The sequence below is a fragment of the Bradyrhizobium sp. 132 genome (assembly GCF_023074185.1).
Lineage (GTDB): Bacteria > Pseudomonadota > Alphaproteobacteria > Rhizobiales > Xanthobacteraceae > Bradyrhizobium.
The window spans coordinates 13717-35744 of the sequence record NZ_JADPKY010000020.1 but is presented as its reverse complement, the minus strand read 5'-3'; the positions used below and the strand labels follow the sequence as shown (position 1 = coordinate 35744).

Below are 22028 nucleotides of genomic sequence, written 5' to 3'. Positions count from 1 at the left end.
TCAGGCAAACTGCCGCGCGAAGAACACGCAGGCGACCACCAGCGCGGTCGCGGCGATCATGCTCCAGGCGACGGGCTCGTGCAGAAGCCAGCCTGCGAGCGCGAGTCCGAAGAACGGCTGAAGCTGCTGCAACTGGCCGACGCGGGCGATGCCGCCGATCGCAAGCCCGCGATACCAGAAGATGAAACCGACGAACATGCTGAACACCGAGACATAGGCGAGCCCGATCCAGGCGGGCGCGCCGACGCCGCTCCAGGTCGACGGCCAGCTCCAGATCACGATCGGCACCATCAGCGGCAGCGCCAGCAGCAGCGCCCAGGAGATCACCTGCCAGCCGCCGAGGCGACGCGACAGCGCGCCGCCCTCGGCGTAGCCGAGCCCGCACAGCAAGATCGCCGCGACCATCAGCAGATCGCCGCTCAGCGATGCGGAGCCGTCGTTGGAGAAGGCAAAGCCCGCCACCGTGGCGCTGCCGAGGACGGCGAACAGCCAGAACATCGGCTGCGGCCGTTCGCCGCCGCGCAACACGCCGAAGATCGCGGTCGACAGCGGCAAGAGGCCAATGAAGACGATCGAATGCGCAGACGTGATGTGCTGGAGCGCGAGCGCCGTCAGCAGGGGGAAGCCGACCACAACCCCGATGGAGACGATGGCGAGCGAGACGAGATCCTTCCGCTGCGGCCGCGCCTGACGAACCAGGCCGAGCACGACCACACCGATCAGTGCCGCGATGACCGCGCGCGCGGACGTCAGGAACAGCGCGGAAAAATCGCCGACCGCCACGCGCGTCGCCGGCAGCGAGCCGTTGAAGATGATGACGCCGAGCAGCCCGTTGCCCCAGCCGGTGGCGGAAGAGTGCATGTTGGTCTCGCTTGGTGGGGGCGACGCGGCCGGGAGAAAGGCGGTTGCTTTCACGTTACACTCGCGGCCTTCTGCCATACGATAGCAAAAAATGCGAAAACAACCCCATGCACAGTAGACGGGGGTAGGAAGATCAAGGGGTTAGGAGGCTAGGGAGAGGCGTTGAACGGCGACGCCGCTGCCCTCGTTCGAGACTATGGCGGCAGATCAAAGATTTCCGTCGGAAGATTGACGAGGTTCGCAGCGGTTGCAGGGCGAGGCGAGGTAGAACTCGAATCACAGCTCCGGAAGCGCTTTCGTGGCGACTTGATCGAGCCGATGCCGAAGGGCGAGTTCGACGGCGACGTGGTGCACGCAGTGGTCTCTGCCAGCGGCTGGAGCTTCAGCACAATCTTGTGGAAATCAAAGCGGGCAAAGTCCTGGAACCTCGCATGGCTGTGGCCTCGCAAGAGTTTTCAGGGTCTTGCGATCGGACCAAGGGATCCCTAGGCTTTTTGGGACATGGACAAGATCTCGAAAATTCAAAGATCCGCGAACATGCGGGCTGTCCGGGGCAAGCATACGCGACCCGAACTGGCGGTTCGGAAAGCCGCCCACCGGCTTGGTCTGCGCTTCCGCTTGCACCGCAAGGATCTACCCGGAAAGCCGGATCTAGTCTTTTCGAAATGGCGGACGGTTGTTTTCGTGAACGGCTGCTTTTGGCATTGCCACGACGGCTGCAGCAGGGCGAAGCTACCCTCTTCTAACTTGACATTCTGGCGCGAGAAGCTGTCGAGCAACGTTGAAAGGGACCACCGAAACTATCGGAAATTGACTGACCTGGGGTGGCACGTAGAGGTTATCTGGCAGTGCGATATCCCAGATGAAGCAGCGGCCGCGACCGCGCTCGACCGCATCCCGACCTTGAGTGCCGATCGACGCCGCAAGAAACGCGGTCTGTCGTCTCCCGCGCTTCGGACCGTTAAACATGAAGGCGATCATCCGTGAAGGGCTGGCGACTGATGACCCGCCGCAGGTTGTCGAGGTCGACTCTTGCTACTATGGTTCAAATCGCGATCGTTCGATCATCCATTTCCGGACCTTAAAGGCCAGCTCCTGTGTTCTTCGCTTCGCCGCGTTCCTACGTTCGTCGCCGACCAAAACCGCACATGGCTCATTCTCCACTCTCTTCCGTCGGCCGGACCGGGTTTCGCTCGTGATTGAAAGTATCGCTTTCGAGACGAAAGCCCGTACGCTCGACCACCTCGGTCGCGAGCAGATCGCCGACTGCCCGACCGCAATCTCGGAATTGTGGAAGAACAGCTTCGACGCGTACGCCCGTTCGGTATATCTGGACATCTACGACAGCGAGCAGCCGGTCGCGGCGCTCGTCGATGACGGCCACGGCATGAACCGGGCCGAGTTCGTCGGCAAGTGGCTGGTGGTCGGCACGGAGTCGAAGGCGGTTGACAGCCCGACCGATCTCGCCGACCGCAACGGTCTCAACTTCCGTCCCAAACAGGGTCAAAAAGGCATCGGGCGGCTCTCCTGCGCAAATCTCGGACCGCTGCTGCTTTTCGTCTCGAAGCGGACAGATGACAATTTCGTCGCCGCACTTCTAGATTGGCGGCTATTCGAGAACCCGTTCCTTAATTTGGCTGATGTAAAAATTCCGATCGTGGAATTCGCCGCGAAGAGCGAGCTCTTCCGGCAACTGGACGGTCTGTTCGATCAGCTGATGGAAAACGTCTGGGGCGGAAAAGACGAAGATAGGAAGCTCCGCATCCAGACAGCATGGACCGACTACGACGCGATGTGGGCCCGAGAGGACGAGGCGGACGGAGTCGAAGCGCGCCCCGCCCCCTCAACCACCATCGCCGGCACGCTCATCAATTCCTCTTTCGAGGAAAGACACATATCAAATTGGCCGGTTTGGAGCGGAGAGTCCGACCATGGCACCGCTTTGCTGGTGTCGCAGATCAATTTCGATCTTCTTGCCCAACTGCCGTCGCGGGTACCGGACGCCGCTTCTACGGCATCCAAAGAGAAGTTCTTTCAGACACTATCCAATTTTGTGGACCCCTATGTAACGCCCGAGGGTCTCCAGATAAGTGCGAAGGATCCGCAGTTCTCCTATTCAGTCCGGGCTTGGGAGGATGGCACGCCGACAACGATCGTCGGCGTCGGGAAGGAGTTCAACCGGCATATGCTCGATCCAATTGAGCATATCATCGATGGAATCATCGATGTAAACGGTGTTTTCCGCGGGCGCGTAAAGGCGTTCGGCAAGTGGCGCGTAGAAAATTTCGAGATAGTGCCACCGAAGGATCTTCTAATGCCTACGCGGGCGGACAGCACGTTGGGCCGGTGGATCTGTACATCGCAGCAATGGAGTTCGAATCCAAGAACACGACCTTGACCGTCGCGCAGTTTACGCAATTCAAGGACCTCGCTGACAGATACGCGGGCTTTATGATGTTTCGCGACGGATTGCGCATCATGCCTTACGGTCGCTTGGACAACGACTTCTTCGAGATCGAAATGCGCCGCTCAAAGAGCGCCGGCCGCGAATTTTGGAATCACCGCCAGATGTTCGGTCGCCTCGGCATCAGCCGGGCGCGCAATCCCAACCTGAAGGACAAGGCGGGCCGAGAAGGCCTGCTCGACAACAACGCCGCCAAAACTCTCAAGATCTTGGTGTCGAATATTCTAATGAAATTGGCGCGCGAGTTCTTCGGTTCCGCATCGGACATCCGTACCGACGAGCTTCCGGAGATTCAGGAGGTCAATAAAAAAGCGAAGGCGAACGAGGAGCGCAACAAACTACGACGCAAGCAACGGTCCCAGTTCGGCACTAAATTGAAGCAGTTCAACAAGGAACTGCCCGCATTCGTCGAGCAAGTTCGTCGGGCCGAGCAATCACTGGAGCTCGATTCCGAGACGTCGAAGCCGCGCAAGCGCTGATCGGCGAACTTAAGGATCGCCGCGTCGGCTTCAGGTTGGGAGAGACACCGCCGAACCTAGGAAGCTTGGAGTCGGCATACAAGAAGTACCGAAGCGACATCCAGTCGGCCCAAGCAATGATATCCGGACTCGACGACCGTATCCAGGAGGCGGTCAAGACCCTCGCGCCAGCCAAGCCGCGGGAATTCGCGGAAAGGCAACTGGCGCGCAACAGCACCATGCTTTCTCGCCGGATCACGGGTTGGCGCAAGCGGATCGACGCGCTGCAAAAGGAAGAATTCGATCGCATGCACGCGCTGATCGATCAGCGAAACAAGGCCTTTCACGTTCAAATTTCGCCGCTGCTGGAGTCGCTCGGCCGAGACGAACTGACGGTGCCCATGCTCGTCCACATGATGAACGAGCTGCGCGAGCGGATGGACACCGAGAATGCCAACCTGTTCGAGCCATACATAGGCGCACTCGAAAGCCTGAGCGAGAGCATCGACCTTGAGCACTTGGCGAATTTCGGCATGGAAGAGGTCAACGACCTTCGGCAGGAGTTGGATCGTCTGAACGGCCTTGCTCAACTTGGTATCGCCGTCGAGATCATCGGACACGAACTGGAATCCTACGACGACATGATCAGAGCTGGCCTCGATCGATTACCGCCGGACATTAAGTCGGGATCGGCGGCGAAGGACATCGCATTCGGCGCCGAAGGCCTGACCGAGCAGCTTCGCTTCCTATCCCCGCTCAAGCTGTCCGGCCACCGGCCGCAGAGTTGGATCACCGGCGAGCAGATATTCGACTACATCCGGGAGTTCTTCGGGCCGAAATTCGTGCGGGCGTCCGTGTCCTTCGAGGCGACCGCTGAATTCAAGGCATTCCGCGTGTACGATCAACCCTCAAGGCTTTTTCCAGTTTTCATCAACCTGGTAAACAACAGTCTGTATTGGGTTGGCATTAAGGAGCCTCCCCGCCGGATACTGCTCTCGGTCAACAAGGCCAAGGTGATCGTATCGGACACCGGTCCTGGAGTCGATGAAGACGACGTCGGAAGCCTGTTTAGTCTGTTCTTTACCCGCAAGCTCCGCGGCGGGCGAGGCGTCGGACTCTACCTCTGCCGCGCCAATCTGGCGGCTGGCGGACACAAAATTAGCTATTCGCGCGGGCCTTCGGGAGGACCGGAACTGCCCGGCGCGAGCTTCGTCATCGAATTCAGGGGCGCCGAGTATGCCGAGTAATGAGGGGTATCACGAGTTCATCAGGGACGCCTTCATCGAACCCATAAGATCCGTTTTGATTATCGACGACGACTATCCGACCTATTCCGAGATCCTCGATAGGCAGAGCGCGTTACTCCAGGAAGGGAAAGCGCCGGACTCCGTGAAGTCTTGGCTTGTGGGTCCCACGAAGATCAAGAAGGTTGTCGAGAGCTTCCGGAAGCGGGCACGCCCCCTGCTCGTGGACATTCATGATGGCCGCGGGGGAGACGGATCGGAGGAGGACCTTGCGTATCACCTCCACCAGTCGGATCTTCTCGTCCTGGATTATCAGCTCAACGGCAATAGCGGCGACGGGACCCGGGCGATCGAGATCGCGCGGCGCGTGATGGCGAACAATCACTTCAATCTTGTGATGGTCCATACCACTGCAAAATTGGACGACGCTTTCAGGGAGATGCTGCTGGGGCTCATGTCGCCTTGCGCCGAGAAGGTGTCGGAGCACGAGAGGGCTCAGCGCGACAAGCTGATCCAGCAGGCGGAACTCGATGACGACACGATCCTCAATCGCCTGCGCAAGGCGTTCCGCGAAGAGCAATACTTCCCCTACAGGAAGGATTCGAAAGCGGCTTTCCTGGCTTTCCGAAAGGGAGAACAGCCATTCACGGACGCGTCCGACATCTGCACGGAAGCAAAATGGGAAGGCGCCTCGCTCAAATTCATGTTCAGGTGGATGATCGAGGACTTCGAGGCGCGTTCGGCGGCGAAGATGCAGCCCGCGACCGAGGAGGCGCTGCCGCAATGGAGCGAGAGCGACCTCTGGATCCGGTCCAAATCGGGCTTCATCGCGTTCACTAACAAAACGAACGATGTCGATATCCTCGACGAGCTCTGGCGCTCTCTGATCAAATGGAGCCCGAAGCCGTCGCGACTGTTCCTGACGAAGCTTCGGTCCGAACTCGAGCAATTCGGGGTCGCGGCGGAGGATGCCGCGCTCGGAAACGACTACGTGCTCGCCAGATGGTACAGCGAGCTGCTGAAGGGCAACAACCTTGATCGTAAAACCTTGATCGGAACCGCGATCGCGCGTCATTCGGAGCAGCTTCTAGACTTTGTTCAGGACAGCGTCCGAGGCTTCGCGGAAAAGCTGATCATCGCCGATTCCGCGGGGCCGCTCGTCGGCAATGCGCTCGTCAAGGATCATTTCAAGATCGACCTTGACGACAAGGCGTCGAGCAACAAGGCCGACGAGGACCACAATGTCTTCGCGTGCACCAAGAAGCCCCAGGGCTGGCACCTGCAGACCGGCCACATCTTCACGGCGGCGAAAGCGTATTGGGTATGCCTCTCGCCCTCCTGCGATCTCGTCCCCGGGCAAAGAAAGACCGGCCATTACAAGGACATGTCCGACGTGATGCCGTTTCTGGCCGTAAAACTTAAGCCGTACAAGAATGCCGAGAAGCCGCCGGACGTCCAATCTAACCGGTACGTCTTTCTCGACGAGAAGGGCAAGTCGACGATTCTCTGCATCAACGAACCGGATCATCCGAATTCGTCACCTCATTGGTACCCGCTGCACGCGGCAAACAAGGGACAGTTGGACGACGAGAAGAACTTCTCGTTCACGAAGCTCGGCATCAAGGCCGGCAAGGTCGTGACGGAGGAGCATCGGGCGAAGGTGGTCGCGCAATTGCGCTACGAGTACGCGATCAATCTCGCTCAGATGCTTGGATCGACCTTCACCCGCGTCGGTCTCGACTTCATCGGATCGGACCAGGTGGAGTCGGTCGACACGGAGTGACGTGCGCGCAGTGCAGGCCTTTAGTCGGCTCCGTCTTCCCTTTGCCGCCTAGCCTTTCGAATGAAGGGGCGGAGAGCCCGCACGAGCGTCTCGCCGAGCTTGACCGGAACGGCATTTCCGATCTGGACGCCGGCCGCCATCAGACCGCCCTTGAAGACGAAATCGTCAGGGAACGTCTGGATTCTCGCGGCCTGCCTGACAGTGATGCCGTGGTGCTGGCGAGGGTGGACGAAACGTCCCTTCGAAGGATTGATGCAGGCGGTCGTCATTGTCGGCGCGGGTTGGCGCGGGTCGATCCTGCCGTAGACGTCCTTGTGGCCGTCATGATCCTTGTGACATTCGAGCATCCTTCCCGAATCCTTCCGGCTGCCGCCGTTCAGCGGAGTGGCGCGGAAGATTTCGACGAGCTCTTGAGTGCTGTTCATGAAGACGCTGTTCTCGTCCTCGTCGGGAAAGTGACGGAAGACGGACGCGCAGGACACCCACGCCTTCAGGCTCTTGTCCTTCGAGCGGGCAGTTGGACTGCCGTGCGTCCGCGCAGGAGGCCAAGTCAATCCGCCGGTGTCGACGCCCTTCTTGATTTCGAGTATAAATACGCGCTTGCGACGTTGCGGCACGCCATGGTCCCGGGCGTCGATCGTGACCGGCTCGCGAACGTCGTAACCGGACGATTTAGCCTTGCGGTAGAACTCCGCAAGGAAATCGGCGTGCCGGCTCCACAGCATTCCCGGCACGTTCTCCATCAGGAACATCGACGGCTCGAAGGCTTTCACGAAGTCGAAGTACGTGTGGATGAGATGGTTGCGCGGATCCTCGACGCCAGCGTCATTAAGCCTATGTGCGGAGAAACCCTGACAGGGCGGGCCGCCGAGGAGAAGATCGCAAAAATCGCCAGCCCCGAACAGCTCTACGGCGATCTTGCGCGGCGACATCAAGGTAATGTCGCCCTCCTTCAGCTCGGTCTTTCGGCGGCGGAAATTGTGTCGGTAGGTGGCGCAAGCATGCCGGTTGTGCTCGACAGCGAGCTTCACCGACAGGCCCGCGCGGTCGGCCGCAAGCGAGAATCCACCCGCCCCTGCGAAAAGATCTACGCAAGAAAGGCTCTTCGGGCGGCCCAACTTGGCCTTTTTCGTCGCCGCCTTGGCCCGTTTCCGCTGTTTTCCACCCATTCCATATCCGATCGACGGATGCGGAACCTATAGCGTCTCGTTTTGCAACTAAAAAGAGTCCGGCCGAATAAATCAGGGGAAATACAGCCTTTGTGCGATACTCCAGTTCGACGCCATTGCTTCGAAATCCAGCTGCTCGAATGTCGACCAGTCGATCTCCTTGGGCAGCTCGAAATTTGCCAAGCAGCGGAAAGGCTTAAAAACTGGCGGAGAGGGAGGGATTCGAACCCCCGATAGGCTTGCACCTATGCCGCATTTCGAGTGCGGTGCATTCGACCACTCTGCCACCTCTCCTGAAGGCGCCAAGTAAGGAGCAGGGCCCCTGTGGTTGGGGCGTTAATAGGCGAGGATGGCGGGCCAGACAAGGCGCGCGAGCGGAAAATCAGACCGGTTTTCCGACCGGACCCCACGATGTCGCGGTGGCGATGGGGACGATTGCGATTTCGGTGGCAGTTTGAGCGAATTGGGCGTGAACTGTTCGCCAATAACCCGGCGTCAACCCCGAAGCGGCGCCATCGCCGCGCGAATCACCGGTCTCCCGGAAGCTCAAGATGCCCCCCAAGGAGGGGTGGGACCGCCAGACGCGGTAAACACTGGCGGTCCCGTGCCGCTCATTAAAATACTGGCCGGGAAGGGCGGCTTCGCCGGCCAGGTGAGGCGACGGTTCGACCCTAGCGTGCGGCCCGTGCGCCGCAACGCAAACCGGCCCTTAACCTAACCAGTCAAGGTTACTCCTTGTCGGCCTTGGCTTTTTTCTTGTTATTGTTCTTGCCGTTCTCCGTGGAATCCCGGTCTTTTCCGTTATCTTTGCCCTGGCCGCTGTCCTTGCGGCGGTTGGTGAAGCGGGCATTGCCGAGCCCGGTGCCGATGGTGAGCACGCCCCAGCGATCGACGTCCTGCATGAACGGCACTTCCGAGAGTCCCTGAACCACGCCGTCATTGTGCATCAGGATCGCGGTGTCGTGTTCGCCGATCTCAGGAATGCCCTCGATCAGGCTCGCAGGCAGGTTGAACTTGCTGCTCTCCCAATTGCCCGGCAGGTTCTGCGCGCCTTTCTCGATCGAGCCGTCCTCGTCGATCACGCCGGGACAGGCGATGCCGATGAAGGGTGCCAGCTTGAAGCCTTCCGCCTCGGCCTCCGTGATCAGCCCCTTCAGCATCTTGGTGAGCCGCTTCACTGTGCCTTCGCGCGTCGGCTCGTCGTCGGCATGACGCCACAGCTCGGACTTCACGACCTTGGCCTTCGACAGGTCTTTTGCCTTTTTCCAGCCGGTCTCGACCAGGCCGCAGCGGATGTTGGTGCCACCGATATCGACGGCGAGGATGCTGTCATAGGCTTCGAAGATCCATGACGGCGCCAGATGCAGCGCGCCGATCAGGCCGGCTTCATCGGGGTGATGGCGGATCGGCATCATGTCGATCTTGAAGTCCTCGGATTTGAGGATGATCTCGGCGCGGGCGATCGCGAGCTCGCCGAGCCGGGAATCGCGGAAACCGCCACCGACCACGATGCGCTCGGTCCTGGCCCAGGCCTTGGACTTCAGGAAGCGGCGCGTGACGTAAGCGAGCTCCTGCGCGAAATCCTCGATCGCGCTGTGCACGACCGCGGAGGCCTCGACATCGTCACCGATCAGGATGGCATCCAGGGTCTTCTTGCTGATCTCGTCCGACGGCTCCTTGCCGAACGGGTCCTCGCCGGTCTTGCGCAGCGGCTTGCGCCAGCGATCGAGGATCTCGCGGAACGCGCCCTTGCTGGCGCGGTCGCCAAGGAAACCGTCCTCGTCCTTCATCTCGATGTTCAAACTGTCGACGTCCACCGACGGCAGCCGTGCCGCGCCGTGGGTGGCGATGCCCGTCGTCTTGACCAACTCTTCCGTTGCCATGGATGCCCCCTCGCCCTTTGCGAACTTCGTCAGGACAACGGCGGCGGAACCGGTTGGTTGCAGCGCGCGCGGGATTCAGCAGGGAGCTCCGATCTGGCCCAAACCCTTCAAATCCGGGCCGTTTTCGCCTGCTTTTCCTTGACTCCCGGGAGCGAGCGGCTATAAATCCCGCAACCGGCGCGGGGCGTTTCTCGCGCCGCTTGTTTTTGCGTGGGTTTTCAAAGGGATAACTCCCGCCCGCACAAGACTCGCAGAAACCAATATTCGCATAAACCCGCGACTGACAAAAAGCCGGCCCCGACACTATGTCGCGAGGCCGGGAATGAACACGAAGGAAAACAACGATGTTCGCAGTCATCAAAACCGGCGGCCGGCAGTACCGCGTCGTTCCGGATGATGTCCTGGAAGTAGGCAAGATCGAAGGCGAAGTCGGCTCGATCGTGCAGTTGAACGAAGTTCTGCTGGTCGGCGGCGACACGCCGCTCCTGGGTCTGCCGACGGTCGCAGGCGCGTCCGTGGCGGTCGAGGTGCTCGACCACAAGCGTGGCCCCAAGGTCATCGCGTTCAAGAAGCGCCGCCGCAAGAACTCGCGCCGCAAGCGCGGCTATCGCGACGAGATCACGGTGCTGCGCATCAGCGAGATCCTGACGGACGGCGCCAAGCCCACCAAGGGGCCGCGTCCGAAGCGGGAAAAGGTCGTCAAGCCAGAGACCACGACCGAAGACGCCGACGCCGCATAATTTGATCACGCGCCATCACGAAGTGATGCGTGAGAAATTGTGAAATGATTCCGTCAAGGAATTGATCTAGAAATACGTAAGATTTCGGAGACGAGCCATGGCTCACAAAAAAGCAGGCGGTTCATCGCGCAACGGTCGCGATTCCAAAGGCAAGCGCCTCGGTATCAAGGCGTTCGGCGGGGAAGTTGTGATCCCCGGCAACATCATTGCGCGTCAGCGCGGCACCACCTGGCATCCCGGCCTTAATGTCGGCATGGGCACCGACCACACTTTGTTCGCCAAGGTCGAGGGTCGCGTAACATTCCAGGCCAAAGCCAACGGTCGCACCTTCATCTCGGTGCTCCCGCTCGCAGAGGCGGCTGAATAGACGGTGGATCAAATTTGGAGTCCGCCGGGTCCCAGACCGAACCGGCGGAGTCCTTGAGATCAAAGAGATCGAAGGCTCCAGGGGGAGGCGGGAAACCGGCCTCCCCTTTCGTTTGACTTGCTCACTTTTCACTTAGTGACTTCGACGGAGCCGGACATGTTGCAGGATTTTTCGAGCGTGACCTTGCGGGAGGCGAGACCAAGCGTCGTCGCCACCGAGCGGCTGACCTTGCGGCGGCCGACCCTCGCCGATGTCAGGACCATCGCCCTCCTGGCCAACGACCGCCGCGTCGCCGAGAACACCCGCCGCCTCCCCCATCCCTATTCGCAGGACGACGCCGTCGAATTCGTTCGCGCCACCGCCACGCTCGGCAGCGAGACCGTGTTCCTGATCGAGCAGGACTCCGGTCCGGTCGGCATGGTCGGCATCGACCGCTCCACGCCCGACAATGCCGAGCTCGGCTATTGGCTCGGCGTCGAGCATTGGGGCCGGGGCTTTGCCACCGAGGCCGCACGCGGCGCGATCGATTTCTTCTTCGAGGAGTTCGAGGACGACCATCTTTATGCGGGTGCGCGCGTCACCAATCCGGCGTCGCGCAACGTGCTGGAGAAGTGCGGCTTCCAATGGAGCGGCGTCCAGCTGCATCGGTTCCTGGCGCTGGGCTCGTCCACGCCCGTCGACTGCTTCCGTCTCTCGCGCAGTGTGTGGGCGTCGCTGAAGAGCTGGAGCAGTGCAAGGCGCGTGAGGTAGGCGCTACGCCGGCGGATTCACCTCTCCGCCGGCGCGCCCGAGATCGCGCTCACGCAAGTAGATATAGAACCCGGCGCCGATGATGATGGCGGCGCCGACGATGGTGGCGACCTCGGGAACGTCACCGAACACGACGAAGCCGAAGATCACCGCCCAGACGATCATCGAATATTGATAGGGCACGACGACGCTGGCCGGTGCCAGCTTGAGCGAGCGGTTGACGCAGAACAGCGCGGTGACCGAGACGCATCCCGCCAGCGCGAAGATCACGAGGCTGCCTGATGTCGGCGGCACCCAATGGAACGCCGACAGCACCGCGCCCAGCAAAAACGTGCCGACGAATTGCGACGACGCCATCACGATGTCGGGCGTCTTGCGCAGGCTGCGCGTAATCAGCATCAGCGTTGCGAAAGAAAGACTGCCGCCAAGCGCAATCAGCGCCGGCAGGCTGATCGTCTGCGCGGATGGCCGCAGCGCGATCAGCACGCCGCAGAAGCCGATCAGGATCGCCGTCCAGCGCCGCCAGCCGACCTTCTCGCCGAGAAAGATCGCCGACATCGCGGTGACGAAAATGGGGCCGGCCAGATAATAGGTGATCACGTCGGCGAGCGGCAGATAGACCGTCGCGAGGAAGAAGGCCGCCACTTCCAGCGTCGACAGCACCACGCGGAAGAGCTGGAGACCCGGCCGCTCCAGATGCCGGAATTGGTGACGCTGCCGCCAGACCAGCGGCGACAGCAGCAGCAGCGCCGCGCAGGCGCGCAGAAACAGCAGCTGCCCCACCGAATAAGTCCCGACCAGGAACTTGCCCATGGCATCGCCGAACGAGAACATGAAGATCGACAGCACCATGAGTGCAATGCCGGCGAGGCGCGCCGAGCGCTCGTCATAGGCGGAGAGATTTTTGAAAAGGGGCATTGCTGTCGTTCGTGGAAGCCCGTCATTGCGAGGAGCTCTTGCGACGAAGCAATCCAGTCCGTTTCTGCGGAGACAGGCTGGATTGCTTCGCTTCGCTCGCAATGACGGGCGGAGGAAGCGTCAAGAATCGGCGACGAGAGTCGCTTGCGGTGGTTTTAATGACGCAGGCCGCCGGGACAAGCCCGCGTTGGACGAATTGAACGGATTGTCGCACTCTCCGCGGCGCGGTAGCGATAGGCTGCCCACGAACGAAAGTGCCAAGAAGAGAGCCAAGAAAAGAGCTAAGACATGACCGACTTCGACCCGGCCCGGCATCGCATGATCCCCGCGCAACGCTGGTTTGAGGATTTCGTGGTCGGCGAGCGTTTCGTGCTGCCGAGCCGCACGCAGACCAATGCGGTGTTCGCGGCGTTCCAGACCGCGAGCGGCGACACCCATCCGGTGCACTATGATGTGGAGTATTGCCGCAGCCGCGGCATGCCGCATTTGCTGGCCCACGGTTTCCAGACCTTGATCCACACCGCACCCGGCGCGGGCCTGTTTCCGTTCATGGTCGAGGAATCCCTGGTCGGCTTCCTCGAGCAGTCGAGCCGATTCCTCAAACCGGTGTTCGCCGACGACACCATCTATCCCGCGCTCGAGGTCGTCGAGCTGGTGCCGGGACGCTCGACCGGCACGGTGACGCTCAAAAGCACCGTGTTCAACCAGCGCAAGGAGCTGGTGCTGGAGGGCACGCAGAAATTCCTGATCCGGCGGCGGCCGCTCTGACGCCGTCCTGGACCTGGTCTTGCGGTTAAGCAAGGCCCATAAATCGCCGAATTTCGGCCGATTTGCGGGTCCATCCGGGTTGCCGCGCGGGACCGGCTGGCCTACCTATGGCCGATGAAATTCCTCGACGAAGCAAAGGTCTATATCCGCTCCGGTGACGGCGGAAACGGCTGCGTGGCGTTCCGCCACGAAAAATTCATTGAATTCGGCGGTCCCTCCGGCGGCAATGGCGGCCGCGGCGGCAATGTCATCATCGAGGTCGCAGACGGCCTGAACACGCTGATCGACTATCGCTACCAGCAGCACTTCAAGGCCCAAAAGGGCGAAAACGGCGCAGGCTCGGACCGCCATGGCGCCAACGGCAAGGCGATCGTGCTGAAGGTTCCCATGGGCACGCAGATCTTCGACGAGGATCGCGAGACCATGATCCACGATTTCACCAATGTCGGCGAAAAATTCGTGCTGGCCGAGGGCGGCAATGGCGGCTTCGGCAACGCGCATTTCAAGACCTCGACCAACCGCGCGCCGCGCAATGCCAATCCCGGCCAGCCCGGCGAAGAGCGCTGGATCTGGCTGCGGCTGAAGCTGATCGCAGATGCCGGCCTCGTCGGCCTGCCCAATGCCGGCAAATCGACCTTCCTCGCCAAAGTCAGCGCGGCCAAGCCGAAGATCGCCGACTATCCTTTCACCACGCTGCATCCGCAGCTCGGCGTCGTGAATGCCGACGGCCGCGAATTCGTGCTGGCGGACATCCCCGGCCTGATCGAAGGCGCGCATGAAGGTGTGGGTCTCGGCGACCGCTTTCTTGCCCATGTCGAGCGCTGCCGCGTGCTGCTGCATCTCGTCGATGCGACATGCGAGCATGCCGGCAAGGCCTACAAGACGGTGCGAACCGAGCTGGACGCCTATGCCGGGCAGCTCACCGACAAGATCGAGATCGTGGCGCTGAACAAGATCGACGCGGTCGAGCCGGACGAGTTGAAGAAGCAGAAGGACCGGCTGAAGCGCGCCGCCAAGAAGACGCCGCTGCTGCTCTCCGCCGTCACCGGCGATGGCGTGAAGGAAGCGTTGCGCGCGCTGGCGGAAGTGATCGGCGAAAGCCCGGTCTCCGCCAAGGCGAAGAGCGCGGCCGAAGCCGAGCCGTGGTCGGCTTGATCTGGTCGGTTTGATCCGGTCGACCTGATCCCGCCCTGCTTGTCTTCGCTGACGCCATAGCGCAGCATCGAACAATCAAGACACGGCGGGGATGATTCATGGCGCGCGCGAAGAACGTTCTCTGGATCATGTGCGACCAGCTTCGCTATGACTATCTCGGCTGCACCGGCCATCCCACGCTGAAGACACCGAATATCGACGCCATGGCGAAGCGCGGCGTGCTGTTCAGCAAGGCCTATGTGCAGTCGCCGATTTGCGGCCCCTCGCGGATGTCGTTTTACACCGGGCGCTACATGCGCTCGCACGGCTCGCACTGGAACGGCTGGCCGTTGCGCGTCGGCGAGCCCACCCTCGGCGATCACCTCAAGAAGCTCGGCGTGCGCAACGTGCTGGTCGGCAAGACCCACATGGCGCCCGATCTCGAAGGCATGAAGGCGCTCGGCATCCCGCCGGAATCGATGATCGGCGTGCACGTCGCCGAATGCGGGTTCGAGCCTTATGAGCGCGACGACGGCCTGCATCCGACCGGCCGTCCACGTCCGAGATACGACGAGTATCTGCGCCAGCAGGGTTTTGAAGCGACCAATCCCTGGGAGCATTGGGCCAATTCAGGTGCGGCGGAGGACGGCTCGCTCCAGAACGGCTGGCTGCTCGTGCATGCCGACAAGGCCGCGCGCGTGCCGGACGAACATTCCGAGACGCCCTACATGACGCGCCGCGCGATGGACTTCATCAGCGAGGCCGAAACCGACGGCAAGCCGTGGTGCCTGCATCTGTCCTACATCAAGCCGCACTGGCCCTACATCGCGCCCGAACCTTACGCCAGCATGTATTCGCCGGATGACATGATCCCGGTGATCCGCTCCGAGCGCGAGCGCCAGAATCCGCATCCGGTGTTCGGCGCCTATATGGACATGCGCTACTCCCGCAACATGGCGCGCGACGAGGCCCGCGAGAAGGTGATCCCGACCTATATGGGCCTGATCACCCAGATCGACGACCAGATGGGCGTGCTGATGAAGTTTCTGGAGGAGCGCGATCTCGTGGACTCCACCATGATCGTGTTCACCTCCGATCATGGCGACTATCTCGGCGATCACTGGATGGGCGAGAAGGATCTGTTCCACGAGCAGTCGGCCAAGATTCCGCTGATCATCATCGATCCCTCGAAGGAAGCCGACGCCACGCGCGGCACGCGCAGTGACGCGCTGGTCGAAGCCATCGATCTCGCGCCGACCTTCGTCGATTATTTCGGCGGCAAGGTGCCGGGCCACATCCTCGAAGGCCGCTCGCTGCTGCCGCTGCTGCGCGGGCCGACGCCGCCGGATTGGCGTAAGGTCGCGTTCTCCGAATACGACTATTCCATGCAGGACGTCCGGCTGAAATTGAACCAGCCGATCGAGCGCTGCCGCCTGTTCATGGTGTTCGACGGCCGCTGGAAATACATCCATGCCTCCGGCTTCCGCTCGATGCTGTATGACCTCGAAACCGATCCGGAAGAGTTTCTGGATCGCGGCGACGACCCGGAGTGCGCCGGCATCATCGCGCGATTACAGGCGGAATTGTTCGACTGGGCGCTGCATCCCAACGACCACATCACCACACCCCGCGAGAAGATCGCGAACTATGCCGACAACCAGCTTCAGGTGAAGGGCGGCGTCCTGATCGGCATCTGGGACGAGAAAGAGCTCGCGTCGATCAAGGACGGCATCGCGCAGCGCGCGAAGATGTAATCCTCATGGTGAGGAGGCGCGAAGCGCCGTCTCGAACCATGCAGGCCCGGCTCTTGCACCTCGGCCTGCATCCTTCGAGACGCGCGCAAAAAGCGCGCTCCTCAGGATGAGGGGAGAAATCGCGCTACGCTTCTCAATTCTCGATCTTGTAGCCCGTCGCCTTCACGATCGGTTGCCAGAAGGCCGCGTTGGCAGCGAGCTCCTTGGTCAAGCCATCCGCACTGCTGCCGACCGGGATCAGGCCAATGGCTGTCAGCTTCTCCTTCACCTCGGCCTTGGCGAGCGCGGCGCTTGCGGCCGCGCCGAGCTTGCTCGCGAATTCCGGCGAGCTGCCGGCGGGAAGCCACATGCCGTACCAGGCGTCCGCGACGAGATCGATGCCGCTCTCCTTCAGCGTCGGGACGGTGGGCGCGAACGGCGAGCGCTCCGCGCTTGCGACCGCGATGATCTTCACGCCCTTGGCGCGGTGCTGCGGCAGCGCGTCGGCCAACGTGGTGATGCCGAACGAGATGTGGCCGCCGATGATGTCATTGAGGATGGGCGCGCTGCCCCGATAGGGCACGCGTGTCATGGGAATGCCGAGATCCTTCTCGAGCTTGGAGCCCATGAAATGCGGAATGGTGCCGTTGCTCGGCACGCCGAACGACGTCTTGTCCGGATGCGTCTTCAACCAGCCGACAAATCCCTTGAAGTCGGCGGCATCGATCCCCGGGCCGATCACGACGGCGAATTCGAACCGGGCCAGCAGCGATACCGGGACGAAATCCTTTGCAGTATCGAAGCTCGGCGTCGCCTCCACCATCGGCAGCAGGTACATCGTGGGGCCGGTCGTCACCAGCACCATGCTGCCGTCGGGGCTGGCCCCCTTCACCGCCTTGATGCCGATCAGGCCGTCGCCGCCGGTGCGGTTCTCGACCACGATGGTCCGCTGCAGCGCCGGCGCCATCTCCTGCGCGATCAGCCGGCACAGCGTGTCGCCGCCCGCTCCCGCCGCGAACGGGAAGATCATTTTCGTCAGCCCGGCCTGCGCTTGCGACCCGCCCGCCTGCGCCAGCAGCGGCAACCCGAGGCATCCGGCGATGAAGTTGCGGCGATCCATTGGTTTCCTCTTTGAGCACATTATGGTTGGCGACAATTAGAGCCAGACAGGCGTCCCGGACAAGCGGCGTTTACCGGGCCTGCCGCCTTGCGCCGGCCATCGTCCTGCTGCAAAAGCAGGCCTTACCGGCGCCGCGCTCCGCCGTGTCCGATGCAGAGCAATCCGTCACACGCGCCAACACATACACTCATGGCCAGCCCCGAACTCAGTCAATTCCGCCGCATCGTCGTCAAGGTCGGCTCCGCGCTGCTGGTCGATTCCGACAGGGGCGAGGTGCGGGCGTCCTGGCTCGCCGCGCTCGCCGACGACATGGCAAAGCTGCACGGCGAGGGCCGTGACGTGCTCGTGGTCTCCTCAGGCTCGATCGCGCTCGGCCGCAGCCGGCTCAAACTGCCGCGCGGCCCGCTGAAGCTGGAGGAGAGCCAGGCCGCGGCCGCTGTCGGCCAGATCGCGCTGGCGCGGATCTGGTCGGAGGTGCTCGGTGCACACGGCATCGGCGCCGGCCAGATCCTGGTGACGCTGCAGGACACCGAGGAGCGACGCCGCTATCTCAACGCGCGCTCCACCATCGGCAAGCTCCTCGAGTGGCGCGCGATCCCCGTGATCAACGAGAACGACACGGTCGCCACCAACGAGATCCGCTACGGCGACAACGACCGCCTCGCCGCGCGCGTCGCCACCATGGCGAGCGCGGACCTGCTGGTGCTGCTGTCCGATATCGACGGGCTCTACGATGCCCCGCCGAAGAACAATCCGAACGCCAAGCTCATTCCCGTCGTCGACAGCATCTCGTCGGAGATCGAGGCTGTCGCCGGCGACGCCGAGTCCGAACTCTCCCGCGGTGGCATGCGCACCAAGGTCGAGGCGGCGAAGATCGCCACCACCGGCGGCACGCATATGCTGATCGCCTCCGGCAAGATCGAGCATCCCTTGCAGGCAATCGCCGATGGCAGCCGCTGCACCTGGTTCCTGACGCCCGCCAATCCCATCACCTCGCGAAAACGCTGGATCGCGGGCTCGCTGGAGCCGAAGGGCACGCTGACCATCGACGCCGGCGCAGTCGCCGCGCTACGTGCCGGCGCCAGCCTGCTGCCGGCCGGCGTGATCAAGGTCGAGGGCCAGTTCGCCCGCGGCGACGCCGTGATCGTCCGTGGCCCCGACACCAGCGAGGTCGGCCGCGGCCTGATCGCCTACGATGCCGACGACGCCGAGCGGATCAAGGGCCGCTCTTCCCCGGACGTGATGGCGATCCTCGGCATCAGCGGGCGGTCAGAGATGATCCACCGCGACGATCTGGTGATGGGCGGGTAGACCGGCAGGCATCCACGTTCTTGCAGGCGCCGGCCGAGGCGTGGAGGGCCGGCAAGCCCGGCCATGACGCCGGAGCTAGGCCATTGACCGAGCTGTCGTCCGGCACGTGAAGCCCTGCCATACCCTCCCGACCCTTCGCAAAAGCGGGATTTCCGTGCTAGGACACCGCGTTAGCAGAAGGTTGAACGAGCTATGGCCGCCCCCCTCAAAGCCGTCGACGGCAATGCCGATCTTCAGGCGCTGATGACCGATCTCGGTACCCGTGCCCGCGCTGCCGCGCGCGTGCTGGCGCTGGCGCCGCCGGAGCAGAAGAACCGGGCGCTCGAGGCCATGGAGCGGGCGATCCGCGCGAACTCTGCCGCGATCCTCGCCGCCAACGCCGAGGACGTCACTGATGCCCGCGCCTCCGCCAATGCCACCTCCTCCTTCATCGACCGCCTGACGCTGACGCCGGCGCGGGTCGAGGGCATGGCCGAGGGCATCGGCATCGTGCGCGGCATTGCCGATCCGGTCGGCATCGTCACCGAGAGCTGGCAGCGGCCGAACGGCATGACCATCGAGCGCGTACGCGTGCCGCTCGGCGTCGTCGGCGTGATTTTTGAGAGCCGGCCGAACGTTGCGGCGGACGCCGGCGTGCTGTGCCTGAAGTCCGGCAATGCCGTGATCCTGCGCGGCGGCTCCGACAGTTTTCGCTCCTGCCGCGCCATCCATGAATGCCTGGTGCAGGGCCTGCGTGAAGCCGGCCTCCCCGAGGCCGCAATCACATTGGTGCCGACGCGCGACCGCACGGCGGTCGGCATGATGCTGTCGGGATTGAACGGCGCCGTCGACGTGATCGTGCCGCGCGGAGGCAAGAGCCTTGTCGCGCGCGTCGAGCAGGAAGCCCGCGTGCCGGTGTTCGCGCATCTCGAAGGCGTCAACCACGTCTATATTGATGCCAGCGCCGACCTCGCCATGGCGAAGTCGATCGTGCTCAACGCCAAGATGCGCCGCACCGGCGTCTGCGGCGCGGCCGAGACGCTGCTGGTCGATCGCGCTGTTGCCGGCACAAAGCTGAAGCCGCTGGTCGAGATGCTGATCGAGGCGGGCTGCGAAGTACGCGGCGACGACGCCGTGCAGAAGACCGATGCGCGCGTGAAGGCTGCGAGCGCAGAGGATTGGGACACTGAATATCTCGACGCGATCATCGCGGCGAAGGTGGTGGACGGCGTCGACGGCGCGATCGCGCATATCCAGAACCACGGCTCGCACCATACCGATGCGATCGTGAGCGCGGACGAGACCGCTGCGAAGAAATTCCTGAGCGAGGTCGATTCCGCGATCGTGCTGCACAATGCCTCGACGCAATTCGCCGACGGCGGCGAGTTCGGCTTCGGCGCCGAGATCGGCATCGCCACCGGCAGATTCCATGCCCGCGGTCCGGTTGGGGCCGAGCAGCTGACGAGCTTCAAGTATCGCATCCACGGCACCGGGCAGACGCGGCCGTAAACGACGCGGGGCGCGGGGCATTGAGCAACAATTTCGTCGCGCCACGTTCCTTCGCGCAGGCCATACCAACCCACACTTCGGGCATGCGCATCGGGCTGCTCGGCGGCTCGTTCAATCCGCCGCACCAGGCCCATCGCGCGATCAGCCAGTTCGCGCTGAAACGCCTTCAGCTCGATCGCGTCTGGTGGTTGGTGACGCCGGGCAATCCGCTGAAGGAGAACGGCACGCTGCACGAGCTCGGCGGGCGCATGCAGGCGGCGCGCGAAATTGCCGACGACCCCAGGATCGAGGTGAGCTGTCTCGAATCCGTCATTCGCACGCGCTATACTATCGACACCATCAACACCTTGCGCCGCCGCCTCTCCGGCCTGCGCTTTGTCTGGATCATGGGCGCCGACAACCTCGCTCAATTCCATCGTTGGCAGCACTGGCAGCGCATCGCCGGCCAGGTGCCGATTGCGGTCATCGATCGCCCACCGCAGAGTTTTCGCGCGCTCGCCTCTCCCGCCGCCCAGGCGCTCAAGCGCTACCGCGTGCCCGAGAATGAGGCAGCATTGCTTGCGGACCGGGCTGCGCCGGCGTGGGTCTTCCTCACCGGAATGAAGCTGAATCTCTCTTCGACCGGCTTACGGAACCCGGACGGAAGCTGGAAAGGTACGAAGTGAGTCAGACTCTGCGGAGGTCGTTGTGAACTTCGGGCTCTCTGGCATATTGAAACCCTTAACCCCACATGATGTAGTGTAACCAGTGAGCGTCGGATTCGGCGTTCGCGATACAGTGAAAGGAATGGTCCCTGGCCACATCTGTATTGTCCAAGTCAGCTTCGACGAAGTCTGTTTTACCCAAGGTTGCCAAGCCGGCGCGTAAAACATCGACCAAAGCTGCAGCCTTGAAGGCGCAACCCGACGCCGACAAGACGCTGAGCCTGATCCTCTCCCGCCTGGACGACATGAAGGCGGAAGAGACGGTCACCATCGACCTTCGCGGCAAATCGGCCTACTCCGACTACATGATCGTCACCACCGGCCGGGCCAACCGGCACGTCGGCGCGATCGCGGAGAACGTCGCCAAAGGCCTCAAGGAAAACGGCATCAAGAACATCCACGTCGAGGGCTTGCCCAATTGCGACTGGGTGCTGATCGATTCCGGCGATGTGATCGTTCACGTGTTCAGACCCGAGGTCCGCGAGTTCTACAATCTCGAGAGATTGTACACACAGGGCCCAGGGGCGGCGAAGGCGATCTAGAGGCTCTGGCCGATTTCGAATCGGCTGACGCGCATGCTAGCGTCGTGCGCGCGCAATTTGCGCGCGGTCTTGAAAACGCGACCTTGAAGCTATCATGCGTGTTGCTGTCATTGCGGTGGGCCGGCTGAAGCGGGGTCCCGAACGGGAGCTTGCCGACCGCTATTCTGAACGATTCGACGAGGTCGGCCGAAAGCTCGGATTCCGCGAGCTCGCCATCCACGAATTGCCCGAAAGCCGCGCACGCGACACGGCGACGCGGATGGCCGAAGAGGCGGCGGCGATCTCCGCGCATATTCCCGAGAAATCGATCCTGGTGGCGCTGGACGAGCGCGGCAAGAATCTGGATTCCACCGTATTCGCACGGCATCTCGGCCGCTGGCGCGACGAGGGGGCCGGTCATACTATCTTCATGATCGGAGGGGCGGACGGACTTTCGCCCGAATTGCGCCGTAAGGCTAAGCTCGCGATCGCGTTCGGCTCTGCGACCTGGCCGCATCAAATGGTCCGCGTCATGCTTCTGGAACAGCTTTATCGGGCCGCCACCATTCTGGCCGGCCACCCCTATCACCGCGCATGATGCGCGCTACAACG

Annotated in this window: 21 protein-coding genes and 1 tRNA gene; 16 read left to right on the top strand and 6 right to left on the bottom strand. The window is 62.4% G+C overall.

Annotated elements, in window-relative coordinates; genetic code table 11:
• The gene (locus tag IVA74_RS02350; RefSeq protein WP_247339494.1) at positions 1 to 861 is read right to left on the bottom strand and encodes a DMT family transporter; all 861 of its coding nucleotides are present in this window, start codon (positions 859 to 861) and stop codon (positions 1 to 3) included.
• A gap of 501 nt (positions 862 to 1362) precedes the next feature.
• Here IVA74_RS02350 and vsr point away from each other — a divergent pair.
• From vsr to IVA74_RS02325, 5 genes are all read left to right on the top strand, one after another.
• Positions 1363 to 1848: a DNA mismatch endonuclease Vsr gene (gene vsr / locus IVA74_RS02345; protein ID WP_247339492.1), complete on the top strand. Its 486-nt coding sequence runs from the start codon at positions 1363 to 1365 to the stop codon at positions 1846 to 1848.
• Positions 1829 to 3259: an ATP-binding protein gene (locus IVA74_RS02340; RefSeq protein WP_247339488.1), complete on the top strand. Its 1431-nt coding sequence runs from the start codon at positions 1829 to 1831 to the stop codon at positions 3257 to 3259. The genes vsr and IVA74_RS02340 overlap by 20 nt, the downstream gene beginning before the upstream one ends.
• Complete coding sequence (locus IVA74_RS02335) at positions 3229 to 3804, top strand: hypothetical protein (protein WP_247339485.1); 576 nt, start codon at positions 3229 to 3231, stop codon at positions 3802 to 3804. Before IVA74_RS02340 ends, IVA74_RS02335 begins: the two co-directional genes overlap by 31 nt.
• A gap of 116 nt (positions 3805 to 3920) precedes the next feature.
• Positions 3921 to 5030, top strand: coding sequence for an ATP-binding protein (locus IVA74_RS02330; RefSeq protein ID WP_247339483.1), 1110 nt, complete (start codon positions 3921 to 3923; stop codon positions 5028 to 5030).
• The gene (locus IVA74_RS02325; protein WP_247339481.1) at positions 5020 to 6810 is read left to right on the top strand and encodes a response regulator receiver domain; all 1791 of its coding nucleotides are present in this window, start codon (positions 5020 to 5022) and stop codon (positions 6808 to 6810) included. Before IVA74_RS02330 ends, IVA74_RS02325 begins: the two co-directional genes overlap by 11 nt.
• A gap of 20 nt (positions 6811 to 6830) precedes the next feature.
• Here the strand turns inward: IVA74_RS02325 and IVA74_RS02320 are convergent, their stop codons facing one another.
• From IVA74_RS02320 to IVA74_RS02310, 3 genes are all read right to left on the bottom strand, one after another.
• Complete coding sequence (locus tag IVA74_RS02320) at positions 6831 to 7979, bottom strand: DNA cytosine methyltransferase (protein ID WP_247339479.1); 1149 nt, start codon at positions 7977 to 7979, stop codon at positions 6831 to 6833.
• A gap of 204 nt (positions 7980 to 8183) precedes the next feature.
• Positions 8184 to 8273: transfer RNA gene (locus IVA74_RS02315), tRNA-Ser, on the bottom strand.
• Positions 8274 to 8707: 434 nt separating this feature from the next.
• On the bottom strand, positions 8708 to 9862 hold the full coding sequence (locus tag IVA74_RS02310; RefSeq protein ID WP_247339477.1) for an ROK family protein: 1155 nt from the start codon (positions 9860 to 9862) through the stop codon (positions 8708 to 8710).
• 344 nt (positions 9863 to 10206) lie between these two features.
• Between IVA74_RS02310 and rplU the strand changes: the two genes are divergently transcribed.
• The 3 genes from rplU to IVA74_RS02295 all read left to right on the top strand — a co-directional run bounded on the left by rplU (position 10207) and on the right by IVA74_RS02295 (position 11719).
• A complete protein-coding gene (rplU, locus tag IVA74_RS02305; RefSeq protein WP_247339473.1) occupies positions 10207 to 10602 on the top strand; it encodes a 50S ribosomal protein L21 in 396 nt (131 codons plus the stop codon).
• A gap of 97 nt (positions 10603 to 10699) precedes the next feature.
• Positions 10700 to 10969 (top strand): 50S ribosomal protein L27, encoded by a 270-nt coding sequence (rpmA, locus tag IVA74_RS02300; protein WP_007598923.1) that lies wholly within the window; start codon positions 10700 to 10702, stop codon positions 10967 to 10969.
• Positions 10970 to 11125: 156 nt separating this feature from the next.
• A complete protein-coding gene (locus tag IVA74_RS02295; protein ID WP_247339472.1) occupies positions 11126 to 11719 on the top strand; it encodes a GNAT family N-acetyltransferase in 594 nt (197 codons plus the stop codon).
• 3 nt (positions 11720 to 11722) lie between these two features.
• On the opposite strand, the gene IVA74_RS02290 is transcribed toward IVA74_RS02295, so the two are convergent.
• Positions 11723 to 12637, bottom strand: coding sequence for a DMT family transporter (locus tag IVA74_RS02290; protein ID WP_247339471.1), 915 nt, complete (start codon positions 12635 to 12637; stop codon positions 11723 to 11725).
• A gap of 288 nt (positions 12638 to 12925) precedes the next feature.
• Here IVA74_RS02290 and IVA74_RS02285 point away from each other — a divergent pair, with 288 nt between their 5' ends.
• From IVA74_RS02285 to IVA74_RS02275, 3 genes are all read left to right on the top strand, one after another.
• Positions 12926 to 13405 carry a MaoC family dehydratase gene (locus IVA74_RS02285; RefSeq protein ID WP_247339470.1) on the top strand — a complete coding sequence of 160 codons (480 nt, stop codon included), beginning with the start codon at positions 12926 to 12928 and terminating at the stop codon, positions 13403 to 13405.
• A 114-nt stretch (positions 13406 to 13519) separates the two neighbouring features.
• On the top strand, positions 13520 to 14560 hold the full coding sequence (obgE, locus tag IVA74_RS02280; RefSeq protein WP_247339469.1) for a GTPase ObgE: 1041 nt from the start codon (positions 13520 to 13522) through the stop codon (positions 14558 to 14560).
• A gap of 98 nt (positions 14561 to 14658) precedes the next feature.
• Complete coding sequence (locus IVA74_RS02275) at positions 14659 to 16293, top strand: alkaline phosphatase family protein (protein ID WP_247339468.1); 1635 nt, start codon at positions 14659 to 14661, stop codon at positions 16291 to 16293.
• A 133-nt stretch (positions 16294 to 16426) separates the two neighbouring features.
• Here the strand turns inward: IVA74_RS02275 and IVA74_RS02270 are convergent, their stop codons facing one another.
• Positions 16427 to 17392 (bottom strand): Bug family tripartite tricarboxylate transporter substrate binding protein, encoded by a 966-nt coding sequence (locus IVA74_RS02270; protein WP_247339466.1) that lies wholly within the window; start codon positions 17390 to 17392, stop codon positions 16427 to 16429.
• Positions 17393 to 17581: 189 nt separating this feature from the next.
• Between IVA74_RS02270 and proB the strand changes: the two genes are divergently transcribed.
• From proB to rlmH, 5 genes are all read left to right on the top strand, one after another.
• A complete protein-coding gene (proB, locus tag IVA74_RS02265; protein ID WP_247339465.1) occupies positions 17582 to 18703 on the top strand; it encodes a glutamate 5-kinase in 1122 nt (373 codons plus the stop codon).
• 192 nt (positions 18704 to 18895) lie between these two features.
• A complete protein-coding gene (locus IVA74_RS02260) occupies positions 18896 to 20191 on the top strand; it encodes a glutamate-5-semialdehyde dehydrogenase (RefSeq protein ID WP_247339464.1) in 1296 nt (431 codons plus the stop codon).
• A gap of 20 nt (positions 20192 to 20211) precedes the next feature.
• Entirely contained in the window at positions 20212 to 20856 is a 645-nt protein-coding gene (locus IVA74_RS02255) for a nicotinate-nucleotide adenylyltransferase (RefSeq protein ID WP_247339463.1), read from the top strand.
• Between the two features lie 224 nt (positions 20857 to 21080).
• Positions 21081 to 21437: a ribosome silencing factor gene (gene rsfS / locus IVA74_RS02250; RefSeq protein WP_247339456.1), complete on the top strand. Its 357-nt coding sequence runs from the start codon at positions 21081 to 21083 to the stop codon at positions 21435 to 21437.
• A 94-nt stretch (positions 21438 to 21531) separates the two neighbouring features.
• Positions 21532 to 22014 carry a 23S rRNA (pseudouridine(1915)-N(3))-methyltransferase RlmH gene (rlmH, locus tag IVA74_RS02245; RefSeq protein ID WP_247339454.1) on the top strand — a complete coding sequence of 161 codons (483 nt, stop codon included), beginning with the start codon at positions 21532 to 21534 and terminating at the stop codon, positions 22012 to 22014.
• The last annotated feature ends 14 nt before the right edge of the window (positions 22015 to 22028 follow it).

Excerpts from the sequence above, each read along its gene's own strand:
- proB (WP_247339465.1), top strand. The coding sequence starts at position 17,582 with ATGGCCAGCCCCGAACTCAGTCAATTCCGCCGCATCGTCGTCAAGGTC.
- IVA74_RS02320 (WP_247339479.1), bottom strand. The coding sequence starts at position 7,979 with ATGGGTGGAAAACAGCGGAAACGGGCCAAGGCGGCGACGAAAAAGGCC.
- IVA74_RS02310 (WP_247339477.1), bottom strand. The coding sequence starts at position 9,862 with ATGGCAACGGAAGAGTTGGTCAAGACGACGGGCATCGCCACCCACGGC.
- IVA74_RS02350 (WP_247339494.1), bottom strand. The coding sequence starts at position 861 with ATGCACTCTTCCGCCACCGGCTGGGGCAACGGGCTGCTCGGCGTCATC.
- IVA74_RS02330 (WP_247339483.1), top strand. The coding sequence starts at position 3,921 with ATGATATCCGGACTCGACGACCGTATCCAGGAGGCGGTCAAGACCCTC.
- IVA74_RS02270 (WP_247339466.1), bottom strand. The coding sequence starts at position 17,392 with ATGGATCGCCGCAACTTCATCGCCGGATGCCTCGGGTTGCCGCTGCTG.
- rlmH (WP_247339454.1), top strand. The coding sequence starts at position 21,532 with ATGCGTGTTGCTGTCATTGCGGTGGGCCGGCTGAAGCGGGGTCCCGAA.
- IVA74_RS02260 (WP_247339464.1), top strand. The coding sequence starts at position 18,896 with ATGGCCGCCCCCCTCAAAGCCGTCGACGGCAATGCCGATCTTCAGGCG.
- rpmA (WP_007598923.1), top strand. The coding sequence starts at position 10,700 with ATGGCTCACAAAAAAGCAGGCGGTTCATCGCGCAACGGTCGCGATTCC.
- IVA74_RS02275 (WP_247339468.1), top strand. The coding sequence starts at position 14,659 with ATGGCGCGCGCGAAGAACGTTCTCTGGATCATGTGCGACCAGCTTCGC.
- IVA74_RS02295 (WP_247339472.1), top strand. The coding sequence starts at position 11,126 with ATGTTGCAGGATTTTTCGAGCGTGACCTTGCGGGAGGCGAGACCAAGC.
- IVA74_RS02340 (WP_247339488.1), top strand. The coding sequence starts at position 1,829 with ATGAAGGCGATCATCCGTGAAGGGCTGGCGACTGATGACCCGCCGCAG.
- obgE (WP_247339469.1), top strand. The coding sequence starts at position 13,520 with ATGAAATTCCTCGACGAAGCAAAGGTCTATATCCGCTCCGGTGACGGC.
- rplU (WP_247339473.1), top strand. The coding sequence starts at position 10,207 with ATGTTCGCAGTCATCAAAACCGGCGGCCGGCAGTACCGCGTCGTTCCG.
- IVA74_RS02325 (WP_247339481.1), top strand. The coding sequence starts at position 5,020 with ATGCCGAGTAATGAGGGGTATCACGAGTTCATCAGGGACGCCTTCATC.
- IVA74_RS02290 (WP_247339471.1), bottom strand. The coding sequence starts at position 12,637 with ATGCCCCTTTTCAAAAATCTCTCCGCCTATGACGAGCGCTCGGCGCGC.
- vsr (WP_247339492.1), top strand. The coding sequence starts at position 1,363 with ATGGACAAGATCTCGAAAATTCAAAGATCCGCGAACATGCGGGCTGTC.
- IVA74_RS02285 (WP_247339470.1), top strand. The coding sequence starts at position 12,926 with ATGACCGACTTCGACCCGGCCCGGCATCGCATGATCCCCGCGCAACGC.
- IVA74_RS02335 (WP_247339485.1), top strand. The coding sequence starts at position 3,229 with ATGGAGTTCGAATCCAAGAACACGACCTTGACCGTCGCGCAGTTTACG.